The 12,861-nt window shown below is 65.9% G+C and carries 10 protein-coding genes and 1 tRNA gene; 1 reads left to right on the top strand and 10 read right to left on the bottom strand.

Annotated features, from left to right (window positions below; translation table 11 throughout):
- Nucleotides 1–2 precede the first annotated feature (2 nt).
- Nucleotides 3–2,690: a cation-translocating P-type ATPase gene (locus tag Ga0102493_RS09460; RefSeq protein ID WP_034900924.1), complete on the bottom strand. Its 2,688-nt coding sequence runs from the start codon at nt 2,688–2,690 to the stop codon at nt 3–5.
- Nucleotides 2,691–3,183: 493 nt separating this feature from the next.
- On the opposite strand from Ga0102493_RS09460, the gene Ga0102493_RS09470 reads away from it, so the two are divergent.
- Nucleotides 3,184–4,962 (top strand): DEAD/DEAH box helicase, encoded by a 1,779-nt coding sequence (locus tag Ga0102493_RS09470; RefSeq protein ID WP_034900923.1) that lies wholly within the window; start codon nt 3,184–3,186, stop codon nt 4,960–4,962.
- A gap of 210 nt (nt 4,963–5,172) precedes the next feature.
- On the opposite strand, the gene Ga0102493_RS09475 is transcribed toward Ga0102493_RS09470, so the two are convergent.
- From Ga0102493_RS09475 to fabF, 9 genes are all read right to left on the bottom strand, one after another.
- Nucleotides 5,173–6,003 (bottom strand): mechanosensitive ion channel family protein, encoded by an 831-nt coding sequence (locus Ga0102493_RS09475; protein WP_069297498.1) that lies wholly within the window; start codon nt 6,001–6,003, stop codon nt 5,173–5,175.
- Between the two features lie 51 nt (nt 6,004–6,054).
- Nucleotides 6,055–6,441 (bottom strand): hypothetical protein, encoded by a 387-nt coding sequence (locus Ga0102493_RS09480; protein WP_034900922.1) that lies wholly within the window; start codon nt 6,439–6,441, stop codon nt 6,055–6,057.
- The gene (locus Ga0102493_RS09485) at nt 6,438–6,842 is read right to left on the bottom strand and encodes a hypothetical protein (RefSeq protein ID WP_034900921.1); all 405 of its coding nucleotides are present in this window, start codon (nt 6,840–6,842) and stop codon (nt 6,438–6,440) included. Before Ga0102493_RS09485 ends, Ga0102493_RS09480 begins: the two co-directional genes overlap by 4 nt.
- Nucleotides 6,843–6,881: 39 nt before the next feature.
- Nucleotides 6,882–8,591 carry an amidohydrolase gene (locus Ga0102493_RS09490; protein ID WP_199796930.1) on the bottom strand — a complete coding sequence of 570 codons (1,710 nt, stop codon included), beginning with the start codon at nt 8,589–8,591 and terminating at the stop codon, nt 6,882–6,884.
- 111 nt (nt 8,592–8,702) lie between these two features.
- Nucleotides 8,703–9,419 (bottom strand): Crp/Fnr family transcriptional regulator, encoded by a 717-nt coding sequence (locus tag Ga0102493_RS09495; RefSeq protein ID WP_034900920.1) that lies wholly within the window; start codon nt 9,417–9,419, stop codon nt 8,703–8,705.
- A 366-nt stretch (nt 9,420–9,785) separates the two neighbouring features.
- A tRNA-Met gene (locus Ga0102493_RS09500) sits at nt 9,786–9,862 on the bottom strand.
- 89 nt (nt 9,863–9,951) lie between these two features.
- A complete protein-coding gene (locus Ga0102493_RS09505) occupies nt 9,952–10,470 on the bottom strand; it encodes a 2'-5' RNA ligase family protein (RefSeq protein ID WP_034900918.1) in 519 nt (172 codons plus the stop codon).
- 54 nt (nt 10,471–10,524) lie between these two features.
- The gene (gene mltG, locus Ga0102493_RS09510; RefSeq protein WP_034900916.1) at nt 10,525–11,493 is read right to left on the bottom strand and encodes an endolytic transglycosylase MltG; all 969 of its coding nucleotides are present in this window, start codon (nt 11,491–11,493) and stop codon (nt 10,525–10,527) included.
- 4 nt (nt 11,494–11,497) lie between these two features.
- A complete protein-coding gene (gene fabF, locus Ga0102493_RS09515; RefSeq protein ID WP_034900914.1) occupies nt 11,498–12,757 on the bottom strand; it encodes a beta-ketoacyl-ACP synthase II in 1,260 nt (419 codons plus the stop codon).
- Nucleotides 12,758–12,861: the final 104 nt, after the last annotated feature.

The raw sequence follows: 12,861 nt of genomic DNA on the forward strand, positions 1-12,861 counted from the left end.
CCCTACCCCTTTCGCCGCGCATCGCTCGAGCGTTGTTGGTGCACACGATAGGTCTTGGCCGCTTCGGTGGCCAGCAGGACGGCAAGCGCGCTTGCCCCGCACAGCCACGCGAAACCCGGCTCGACGGGCCCGGTGCCGAGCAGGTCGCGCAGCAACGGAACACTCATCGCCGCCGCCTGCAGGGCGATCGCGGCTGCCATGCCGAGGAACATCCAATTGTTCTCGGGCGGATGCCAGCGCCAGAACGGGACCTCGAGATTGCGGATGCTGAGAAGGAAGGCGACCTGGAAGGTCACGACCAGCACCAGTACGTGATTGCGTGCTTCGGCGATTGCCATGCCGCTCGCGAGGCGATCGTGCAGCACCCACACCGCTATCCCGGTCATCAGCACTGCACCCGGCAGCATGAGGATCAGCGTCGCCCGGTCGATCAGCCGTGCGAGCCCGCGCACGGGCGGGCGGCGCAGTTCATTGCCATCCCCCGTGCCGAAACCGAGAGTCACGTCGAGAACGCCATTGGTCACCAGGTTGAGCCATAGCAATTGCACCGCGGTGAGCGGCATCGGCAGGGCAAGCGCGAGCGCGACGAGGAACATCAGGATCTCGGCAGCGCCGGTCGAAAGCATGAACATCACGATCTTGCGGATATTGGCGAGCACCACGCGTCCTTCCTCGATACCCGCGACGATCGTGGCGAAATTGTCATCGGCAAGCACGAGATCGGCAGCGCCGCGCGCAACATCGGTGCCGCCGCGCCCCATGGCGATGCCGATATTGGCCGCATGGAGCGCCGGGCCGTCATTCACCCCGTCCCCGGTGACCGCCACCACATGCCCCTGACTGCGAAAGACCTGCACCACTTCGAGCTTCTGCGCCGGATCGATCCGCGCGAAGATCCGCTTGTCCGCAATCGCCGCGCCGCGATCGGCCATGTCGGCGAGTTCACGGCCGGTGACGACCCGGTCAGAACCCACATCCATGCCCAATCGCCGCGCGATGGCGAGAGCGGTCGCCGGATGGTCGCCCGTAACCATGGCGACCGCGACACCTGCCGCGCGGCATTCGGCCACCGCCTCGACGACACCATGGCGCAGCGGATCGGCGAGACCGACGAAGCCCAGGAATTCCATGCCCGAAAACCGTTCGCGCAGGCGCTTTTCGCCGGGTCCGATCCTGACTCGGGCAAGCGCGAGGACCCGGTAGCCGCCCCCGGCCATCGTTTCGGCGAGCGCCTCGGGGGCCGGCCCCTCGCTGCGCTCATCGCGGCACATGGGCAGCACGGCTTCGGGAGCTCCCTTGACGAACAACCATCGCTGCTGCGCGCGCTCGGCCTCGACCGCGGCATATCTGAGAGCAGGCTCGTAAGGGACGCGAAACAGCCTTTCCCCGGCCAGCAGGGCCGCGACATCGCAGCCGCTTTCGCGCGCGAAATCGATGAGCGCCAGATCGACCGCATCGCCCGCCGCCCCCTGCTGCTCGTCCTGAAACTGCGCCTCGTTACACAAGGCCGCCGCTTCCGCGAGCGCGGCGAGCGCTTCGCGCTGCCCCGCCCGCAAGAGCGGCTGATCGTCGAGCCATTCGCCGCGCGCGATTTCCGCGCCATCGGCAAGCACGGCCCGCTCGACCGTCAAACGGTTGGCGGTAAGCGTGCCGGTCTTGTCGCTCGCGATCAGGGTGCACGCGCCCAGCCCCTCGACCGCGGGCAGAGCCCGGATGATGACATTGCGCCTCGCCATCCGCCGCGCTGCCGCGGCGAGTGCCACCGTGACCGCGACCGGCATTCCTTCCGGGATCGCGGCCACGGCAAGCGCGATCGCCAGAAGCACGATCTCGCGCCAGCCCTGCCCCTCGATAGCGAGCAGCCCCGAGATCACGAGAATGAGAGCAAGCGTGGCAATCGCGATCTGGCGAGCGAGCACGCGCATGCGCTCGACCAGCGGGACCGCTCCGCCGCTCGCGCGGGCCTCGGCGAGCGACAGATCGATCCGGCCCAGTTCGGTCCGCCCCCCGGTCCGCACGGCCAGCCCCGTTCCCCGGCCGCGCAGGACATAGGTGCCGGCATGAACCATGTTGACCCGCTCGGCGACGGCGCTTGCCGGATCGAGCACGTCCCCGGCACGCTTGGCCACGGGCAGGGCCTCTCCGGTGAAGGTGGATTCGTCCACTTCGAGCCCGCTCGCCTCGACCAGTCGCAGGTCTGCGGTCACCGCCATGCCGCTTTCCAGTTCGACGATGTCGCCCGGGACGATCTGCTCGGCCGCGATTTCCCGCGCGGCCCCGGCGCGCCGCAATCGCGCGCTGTGCGGCACGAGTGAGCGCAGCGCCCGGGCGCTGGCATCGGCCTTGATCTCCTGGAACGCGCCGATCGCGGCGTTGAGCAGCAGGACGCCGAAGATGAACAAGGCATCGAAGCGATCGCCGATCACGAGCGAAAGCGCGCCTGCGACCAGCAGGAGATAGATGAGCGGACTGAGGAACTGCCTCGCGAAGATGCGCAGCGGCCCTTGCCGTGTCCTTTCCGGAAGGCGGTTGTGCCCGTATCGTTCGAGCCGGGCAGCCGCCTCCTCCTCGGAAAGCCCGGCGAGTTGCGTATCGAGCGCTGCGAGCGCCTGCGCAGCTTCGATCGCGTGCCAGCAAGGCTCGCCCGCCTGCTTCGCGCGGGCAGGCGAACCAGCCTTTGCCTTGGCCATGCCGGGCCTGCCCCTCGACATTGCGCGCCTCCTGCCCAAGGGCGCAGTGTGCGCTCGGCGCGGCCTCCGGCGATCCGTAAACACCCTGAGGGCCGCCGCGCGCGGCCGCGAATGGTGCGGATCGGACAGGTCAATGCCGAACATGCCGAAGTTCCCGCGGGGCTGAAGGAAGGCGAGAGCGTGCTCCCCAGCCCACCGGCATCCCTTGTCGAGGGAACCCGCATGTCGATGGATCCGGCTGACGCAGGAGGGGCCCCGGCCCCCCGCACGCGGAATGTGATGGCGAAAACACGGTACCCGATCAGATCGACCCGACCCCATTTTTCGCAAGCCAAGACCGAAATCTCGGCCTAAGGGGGCCGGGAGCACCAGACGTCGATTGCCCCGGCACCTGACTTGCGAAGAGCGATTTCGCCGTTCGCAGCGAAAGCTCGCCTCCCTTCCGATTACGCCTCCCTCCGATTACGCCTCCCTCCGATTACAGGCCCATGCCATGAACTTCCCCCCCCTTCCCTCCAGCCTTCAGGCTGCCATTTCCGAGCGCGGTTACGCGACCGCTACTGCCGTGCAGGCGCAGGTCATGCAGCCCGAAGCCGCCGGTCGCGATCTGGTCGTGTCCGCCCAGACCGGGTCGGGCAAGACGATTGCCTTCGGCCTCGCGATGGCGGAGCAATTGCTGGACGACGATGGCAGGACCCCCGTCGCCGGAAAGCCGCTTGCCCTGATCATTGCCCCGACGCGCGAGCTTGCCCTGCAGGTCAGTCGCGAACTGGCATGGCTCTATGGCAAGGCCGGCGCGCGTATTGCCACCTGCGTCGGCGGCATGAACCCGCAACAGGAACGCAACGCCCTGCGGTCCGGCCCCTCCATCGTCGTCGGAACGCCCGGGAGGCTTCGTGACCATCTCGAACGAGGCGCGCTGGACCTGTCCGCGCTCAAGGTCGTGGTGCTCGATGAGGCGGACGAAATGCTCGACATGGGCTTTCGCGAAGAGCTCGAGGAAATTCTCGATGCCACGCCGGAAGATCGGCGGACCTTGTTGTTCTCTGCCACCATGCCGCGTCCGATCGAAGCGCTCGCTCGCCGCTACCAGCGCGATGCGCTCCGGATCGCGACGACGGGCGAGGGCCGCGGCCATGGCGACATTTCCTATCAAGCGGTGGCGGTGTCCCCGACCGAAATCGAAAACGCAATCGTCAACCTGTTGCGTTACCACGAAGCCGAAACGGCCATCCTGTTCTGCGCGACCCGCGAGAGGGTCCGTCACTTGCACGCGATCCTGCAGGAACGCGGATTTGCCGTCGTCGCCCTGTCGGGCGAGCATTCGCAATCCGAACGCAATCAGGCGCTTCAGGCGATGCGGGACCGCAGGGCGCGCGTCTGCGTCGCCACCGACGTCGCTGCACGCGGCATTGACCTGCCTACCCTCAGCCTCGTCATCCATGTCGAGATTCCGCGCGATGCGGAAAGCCTGCAACATCGCTCAGGCCGAACCGGACGTGCCGGAAAGAAAGGCACGGCGGTCCTGATCGTGCCTTTCTCGCGGCGCAAGCGCGTCGACGCGATGCTGCGCCATGCGAAGATATCGGCGCAATGGGTCGAGGCGCCCGATCGCGAAGCCATCAAGTCAAAGGACCGAGAACGTCTGCTCGAAAAGCTTCTCCAGCCGGTCGAAGTGGATGACGGCGATTCTGAACTGGTCGAGCGCCTGCTGGCCGAACGCACCCCGGCGCAGATCGCTGCCATGCTGGTGCAGGCTCACCGCGCAAGCATGCCCGAACCCGAAGACCTGATCGCCAACACGCCGGAAGCACGCCATGAAGCGCAAAAGGACAGGAAACGTCCGGGCTTCGAAGATACGGTCTGGTTCCGACTTGACCTGGGACGCCGCCAGAATGCCGATCCGCGCTGGATCCTCCCCTTGCTGTGCCGCCGCGGCCATATCACCCGCAACGAAGTCGGAGCGATCCGCATCGGCCAGGATGAGACCTACTTTCAGATCCCGCGCCAGATTGCAGACAGGTTTGCCGGTGCCGCTGCTCGATCGGCGCACAGCGACGGCGACGAAGATCCCGTCACCATAGAGATGTCTGAAACAGGCCCCCGCGAAGCGGCCAAGGCCAGTCGCAAACGACACCATGCAAACAGCACCGCGGACCGGCCACGAGCAAAGGCAAAGCCCGCATTCAAGAAGTTCGACAAGCCGAAAGGCAAGAAGGGCGGGAAACCGGGCAAACCGCCCGTGGCTTCACCCAAGAAGAAACGGCCCTAGAGCCGGTTTTCTTGCAACGGACTGGTAGCGCAGGAAGGCCTCGAACCTACGGCCCGCTGATTATGATTCCAGCGGGAACGTAAGAATAGACGAGCACCTTGTCGGCAAGGCTGCAGTCGATGGCGTCAAGCACCGTGACGATGCCGGTCCCGGTCCCGGGAAAGGATCACCGACCGTTCGGGCTGACCCTCCGTCATTCCCCTGGGCCTTTCACGCGGCCCCGGCTTGCAGGGGCTGCGCCATCGCCCCCTTCTGCTGCTCGACGACGTACGGCGGCTCGTATCCCGCTTCGCCGAAGGTCCGGGCGATCAGCTTGTTGGTGTCGAAATAGACCTGCCAGTAGTGGTCGGTGTGACAATAGGGCCGCACCGCAAGCACCGTGCCGCGTTCGTTGAAATCGAGAATCTCGACGTCGGGCGGCGGCAGGTCGAGGACGTTCGGTATCGAAGCCAGCGCGGGCTTGAGCCGTTCGATCGCTTCGAGCGGATCCACCCCAAAGGCAAGCTGCGCGGTGCGGTCGACGCGGCGATAGTCGTGGGCGGAAAAGTTTTTCACCACGTCGCCCAGGATCGCGGAATTGCCGATGATGGTCTGCACGTTGTCCGGGCTGGTGATGACCGTGTTGAAGAGCCCGACTTCGGTCACGGTCCCCTCGATCCCGCCGCCCACGACATAGTCGCCGACCTTGTAGGGGCGGAAGATGATAAGAAACGCGCCGGCCGCGAAATTGCTGAGCAGGCCCGACCATGCCGCGCCCACGGCGAGGCCGACACCGGCGAGGAGGGCCGCAAAGCTGGTCGTCTCGATCCCGAAATAGCCCAGAATCGCCACTACCAGAATGATGTTGAGCACGACCGACAGGATCGAGGCGATGTAGCGTTGCAGGGTCGAGTCGAAATTGCGGGCGGTCAGCACCTTGCCCAGCACTCCGATCGCGAAACCGATCAGCCAGCGCCCAATCATGTAGAGCACGAAACCCGCCGCGATCTGCAAGGCGGCCGCGGTGATCATCGCGGAAACAGTTGCCCAGTCCATTTCCATGTCATCGTTCCTATCACTATACCGCCCCGCCAAGTCGAGGCATGTTTCCTCTTAATCCCGCACGAATTCCTCGACCCCTATGCCCACGACCACACCGGTGCGCCGCGCCGTGCGGCTGGCTCGACGCTGGTCGTAATAATATTCCTCGCGGCAATAGCGTTCATAGCGCCTGTCGTTGCGGTAATGGTCCATGCATTCGCGGTAGTCGTCGCGGGCGTTGTCGCGCGCGACCGCGCCCGCGATCCCGGCAGCGGCAGTCCCCGCGATGACGCCCGCGCGGCGCGCGTCGCGGCGATTGTCCCAGTCTTCCCAGCGATCGTGATGGTGATGTCGCCGGTCCCGTTCGCGGTCCCAGCGATCAGCATGCGCGCTCGACGCGATGCCGACAAGGGCGATAGCCGCCGCAGCGGCAAGAGCGATGCTGCGTGCCGCGCTCATAAGGTAGCCGCCTCGAACAGGCTCACGGCTTCAGGGGCTTCGGCTTTCGAACAGGCGCGAAAGACGCTGCCCGCCGTCTCGGCCATCCAATCCTGGCTGAGCGCGGCGATCTCGCCGCCCCGCACGCCGTACAGGTAACCGTGCAGCCAGGTCAGGCCGTTGGCGATTTCGTCCTGCGCGGCGAGCGACGCGCCATCGGTCGGCTGCGTCCGTGCGATCGCGACCGTGGCGAGGAAATCGGCGCAGGTGAGCCGCATGAGATCGTCCGAAGCAGCTATGACAGGGGCCTGATCGGGCCGTTCGAGCCCGTCCTCTCCGGCACTGACCGAAGCGTCCTGCGGGCCGCAGGCGGCGAGCGCGATGGCGGCCAGTGCTGGCGCTAAGAAGCCAGTCTTCTTCATTGATCTACCCTCCCTTTGTCCCGCCGTCGCCCGATGCCATCACCGCCGCTTGTAGATCGTGGTCCCTTCCTTGATCGTCTCCTCGACCGTGATCCGGTCGATGGTCTCGGGGTCCACCGCAGTCGGATCGGCGGAAAGAATTACGAAATCGGCAAGCTTGCCGACCGCCAGCGAGCCTTTGCGGTCTTCCTCGAAGTGCTGAAAGGCGGGCCAGATCGTCATCGCCTTCAAGGCCGTGATCACGTCCATGCGGTGTTGCGGGCCGAGGATGTCGCCGCTGCGCGAGCGGCGCGTGACCGTCGCATCGAGCACGCGCATAGAATCCGGAAAGGCGACGGGCGCATCGTGGTGCGAGGTGAAGATCATCTTGCGCTCGCGCACCCAGCCGGTGGGCGAGATGTTTTCGGCATCGACCGGCCCGACCGTATGATCGCGGTGCCAGTCGCCCCAATAGAAGGTGTGCATCGGGAACAGCGAGGGGATGACACCCAGCCGGTCGAACGCGGCGATCTGCTCCTTGCGCAGGAACTGGCCGTGGATCAGCACCGGACGCCGGTCGCCCTTACCGTGGCGGTCCTCGGCCTGGCCCAGCGCCCCGATCAGCAGGTCGTGCGCGGCCTCTCCGTTCGAATGGGTGAGCAGCTGGACGTCGTTGGCATAGGCCCACTCGGTCGCTGCGAACACCTGTTCGCGGGTGACGGCCGCATAGCCCGCATAGTCGGGCGGATAATCGCCGACCGGATCGTAATAGGGCTTGTCGCGCCAGCCAGTGAAGCCTTGCGGCGATCCATCGATGGTAAGCTTGCCGCCGCCCACGCGAAAGCGGCCGACATAGTCCGGCGCGGACTTCGCCTTGGCCATGTCGCGATCGACCAGGACGTCGATATAAGCGACCACGTCGATCGGCAGGCGGCCTGCTGCGGCGGCCCCTTCGAGCAAGGCGATCGTGCTGCCGGTGGCGCGCCCGTCCTGCGCGGTGGTGTAGCCGAAACGCGCCCAAAGGTCGGTTCCCGCCTTGACGATCGCCACCGCCGCCGCGGCGTCGAGGGCCGTGAACAGCTTGCCCATATTGCTGAAATGCGCCGCCTCCTCGAGCACGCCGTCGGGCTCGCCGTCGGCGCGCTTGCGGATGATACCGCCCGCCGGATCGGGCGTTTCGCGGGTAATGTCCATCTTGGCGAGGCCCGCTGAGTTCGTCGCGCCGAAATGCCCGGACTGGTGGATGAGATAGATGGGAACAGTCGAGGACACCGTGTCCAGCTCGTCGCGCGTCGGATGGCGCGCCTCTGCTAGGGTGGCATTGTCGTAGCCGAAGCCGATGATGATGCCGTAGCGATCGACGATCGCCTTGTTGTCGCGCATCCACTGGCGCAGCACCTCGAGCAGCGATGGAATATCCTTCACCGTACCATCGGGCGGCGCCAGCAGATTGGCGCCAAGCGCCTGCACGCCGCCGCCGGTGACATGGCCATGGGCATCGACGAAACCGGGCAGCAGCGTCCTGCCGTCGAGGTCGGTGATCTCGGTCTGCGGTCCCTTGAACTTCATCACCTCGGCGCTTGTGCCGACGGCGACGATCCTGCCGTCCTCCTCGGCGATCGCCTCGGCCCGCATGGCATCGTCTTCCATGGTGATGATCGGGCCCCCGGTCCATATGCGGTCGGCAGTCTGTGCCGAAGCGATGGTGCCGATCGACAGCATCAGGGCTGCAGCGCCTGTCCGGAATGCACGCATCGTGGTTCCCTTCATGTCGGGTCGCTCCCTGCGACCTCGAAATTGAAGATAGCGCTAATGGAACGACAGCAATGTCGAATTTTCTACAATCGAGCCGGTGCGTGGATTATTCGGGCGCCGATGGAGTCAGGCAACGGTTCTGCTGGTCTCGAACCAGGCTTCCAGACCTGCTCGATCCTCAACCGCAATCCGGCCATATCCGACCTCGACAAGGCCGCGCTGCGCAAGCACGCGGAGCGTCCTGCTGACCGAGGCGCGCGATGCATTTGCCATCTCTCCCAGCTCGCTTTGGGACAACGGCAAGGAGTCCTTGCCCGACCCCGGCTCGCACAGCCGCAACAGCACCGCGGCGATCCGCCGATCCGCCTCGGGGACAAGCAGTTCGGCGACAAGGCCAGCGATATGGTTCGACTGGAGCTGGGCCAGTCCGGCGAGCCGCTGCGGCAGGTCCGGGAACGCTTCGCGAAGCCGCCAGAGCTCGGTATCGCCGAGACTGATGAGTTCGCTCGGCTCGCGGGCCACGAAGGAAAGGATCCGTTCGCTCCCGATGAGCTGCGGTCCCATGCCGAACCATTGGCCGGGGCCGATGATGGTGCCGAGTACCGGCATGTGCTGGCGGTGACTGGTCAGGCAGCCAATACTGCCGCTCACGATGCCGAGGATCCGGCGGTCATCGTCGCCTTCGAAGCCGATCGGATACCTGCGCCCGTAGAACGCGCGCCTGCCGACAGCGATCAAATGCTGCCTGAAGGCGGCGGGCTGACGTGAGAGCCACGCGCCGGCGAATAGGCCGGCGAAATGGCCATCACCAGGCGCGCCTCGTGCGTCGTGGATCGGTTCCATGCGCAGGAGAATAGCGAGGGTTTCCCCGCGCCCTCAATGGAATTGTTCGGCGGCTATGACTTCCACTTCGCCCAATTCGGCCCGAGGCTCGCCCTCCTGTCATGTTGGGTGAAGCAAATAGCGACTGCGCCCCGTTGGAAACCCGCAACGGGGTTTCAGCAAGCGATCCGGAAGCCGCAGCGCGACGTTCGCGTTTCGCTGCCGGAGGCCCACAACGCCGCCTCACGCGCGGATATGAACGCTCAAGCGTTTACACCGATTTCGCCGCCAATTGAGAGGAATGGAGACCCTTTGCGCCGGTTTACAGCGGGAAAGGCAGGAGCGTTCGGTGGCTGTCAGCTTGGCAAGCCGTCGCCCGACCGACGTTGGTAGCGGAGGAGGGACTCGAACCCCCGACACGCGGATTATGATTCCGCTGCTCTAACCACCTGAGCTACTCCGCCCCGTTCGGGATTCGCGCCGGCAGCCGGGCCGGGCGAGCGGCGCGTTTAGGCCCCCCCTCGCCCCCGGTCAAGCACTTGTGCACACCCCCTCAGGCGCGCTCCTTTCCGCGGAACGGCATGCGCTTCTCGTGGCTCCACGGACCGCCTTCGTAGCGGTGCAGGTCGAGGGCGGGGAAGGCAAAGCCGCGCGGGTCGACCTGCGGCGCGAGAGCCGCCTGAAGGGCGCGGGCCTCCTCCTTCGTCACCTTGTTCTGGATCGTGATGTGCAGGCGCGGTTCGTGAAGGTCCTGGTCGGTCAGGGTGCCGTGGAAATGCTCGGCGATAAGCGAGCGAAGACGCAGCAATTCCTCACTTTCGAGCGCGATCGCGGTTCCCTTGCCAAGGTCCATGAGGCCGGTGATCCGCGCGGTCGGAGCCGCGAATTCGCGCACGATGCCGGGCAGGAAATCCTTCAGTTCATCGAGCAGCGAAGGGGCAAAGGCATGGAACAGCGTGACATGGGCGTGAAGGTGATTGCGCTCCGGGGGAAAGTGGGCGCGGCGCAGGCCCTCTGCCCAGCCCTGTATGTCGGGCGGCAGGACGGCGGTGACGATGAAAGGGCGGGACATGCGCGGACAGCTAGCACGACATGACGGGCGCGTTCCAGCCGCCCGCGATCCGGCCTACATCTCGCCGCGCTCACGCCGCAGCGCATACCATTCCGCGACGTTCGCATTGTGCTCTTCCAGCGTGTCGGCAAAGACGTGGCCGCCGGTCCCGTCCGCCACCATGAACAGCGCGCTGGTATCGGCCGGGTCCAGCACCGCCGCGATGCTCTCGCGCCCCGGATTGGTGATCGGGCCTTCGGGCAGGCCGACGCGGGTATAGGTGTTGTAGCCGTTCACAGCCGCGATCTCGGACTGGCGGATGCGGCGGCCCAACGGCTTGCCCTTGGTGATCGGATAGATGATCGTCGGGTCGGCCTGGAGCAGCATGCCCTGCCGGACCCGGTTCGAATAGAGCCCGGCGACCATGCGGCGTTCGGACGGCTTGCCGGTTTCCTTTTCCACGATCGAGGCGAGGATCAGCGCCTCACGCATGGTATCGACCGCGATGTCGGGGGCGCGTTTCGCCCAGGCTTCGGCGAGGTAGCGGTCCATCGCAGCCTGCATCCGCTCCACCAGTTCGGCCCGCGACTGCCCGCGTTCGAAGAAATAGGTGTCGGGCAGAATCGAACCTTCGCTCGGCACGTCGATCTCGCCGGTGAGGAGTTCTTCGGCCATCAGCCGTTCCCACACCATGATCGAAGGCATGCCCTCTGGCACGGTGACAAAGCGGCGGATAACGTCGCCGGACTGGAATTTTTCGAGGATCTGCGACTGGCTCATGCCCGCAGCGAGGCGGAATTCGCCCGCCTGGATCGGCTCGGACGAACCGAACAGGCGGGCGGTAAGGATAAAGCCGTCGGCCGAGGAAACGAGCCCTTCCGCCTCGAGCTTGTCCGCCACCGCGCTGACCGAAGCGCCCGAGGGGATGATGAAGGCGGTGTCCTCCTCGATCGTCGCCTCGCCGAGCTGGGCGAACGCGAACCACGTGCCTGCGCCGATGAGGGCGAGGATCAAAAGCAGGACGAGAAGGCCCTTGCGGCCCACCGCGTCAGTCCACCTTCTGCATGATCAGCGAGGCATTGGTCCCGCCGAAACCGAAGCTGTTGTTGAGCACCGCGCGCACTTCACGTTCCCGCGCCTTCAGCGGCACTAGGTCGATGCCCTCGGTCCCTTCGTCCGGGTCGGTGAGGTTGAGCGTTGGGGGCACCACCCCGTCGCGCATGGCGAGGATGCAGAACACCGCCTCGACCGCGCCCGCGCCGCCCAGCAGGTGGCCGATCGCGCTCTTGGTCGAGCTCATCGATGCGCCGCCCAGATCGTCGCCCAGCACGCGCTTTACCGCGGCGAGTTCGATCGTGTCGGCCATGGTGCTGGTGCCATGGGCGTTGACATAATCGATGTCGCCCGGGCCCAGTCCCGCCTTTTTCAAGGCCATGCGCATGGCGAGTTCGGCGCCCTTGCCTTCGGGGTGCGGGGCGGTGACGTGATAGGCATCACCCGACAGGCCATAGCCCGTGACCTCGGCATAGATATGCGCGCCGCGCGCCTTGGCGCGTTCGTATTCCTCGAGCACGACGATGCCTGCGCCCTCGCCCATGACAAAACCTTCGCGGGCCTTGTCATAGGGGCGGCTCGCCTCGGTCGGGCGATCGTTGAAGCTGGTGTTGAGCGCGCGCGCCTGCGCGAAACCGGCAATGCCGAGCGGATTGATCGTGCCTTCCGCGCCGCCCGCCAGCATCACGTCGGCATCGTCCATCGCGATCATGCGCGCGGCATCGCCGATCGAATGCGCGCCGGTCGAACAGGCGGTGACGACCGCGTGGTTGGGCCCCATGAAGCCGTATTTGATCTGCACCTGCCCGGTGACGAGATTGATCAGGCGGCCATGGACGAAATGCGGGGAAACCCGGCCAGGGCCGCGTTCGTGCAGGTTGACGCTTTCGAGTTCGATCCCCGGAAGGCCGCCGATCCCCGCCCCGATCGAACAGCCGGTGCGCAGTTTCTCTTCTTCGGTCATGTCGGTGAGACCGGCATCTTCCAGAGCCTGTCCGGCAGCATCGATCCCGTAGACGATGAAGGGATCGACCTGGCGCTGGATCTTCGGATCGACCCGCTTGTCGGGGTCAAAGCCCCATTCATGGTCCTTGGGCTTCACCTCGCAGGCGATGGTGCATTTCTGGTTCGAGGCGTCGAATCGGGTGATCTGGCCCGCCCCGCTTTTACCCGCGATCAGGTTCCGCCAGCACGTCTCCACGTCCGCCCCAAGCGGGGTGACGAGACCGAGCCCGGTTACAACCACACGGCGCATTGCAATCCCTTTCGTCTCCCGCGCGAAGTTTCACACCCCGCGCGCCGCCCGACCTTCCCGGGCATAAAAGCTAAAGGCCCGCAGCCCGCGTGCGGGGCCCGGGC

Source organism: Erythrobacter litoralis (genome assembly GCF_001719165.1).
Classification (GTDB): Bacteria; Pseudomonadota; Alphaproteobacteria; order Sphingomonadales; family Sphingomonadaceae; genus Erythrobacter; species Erythrobacter litoralis.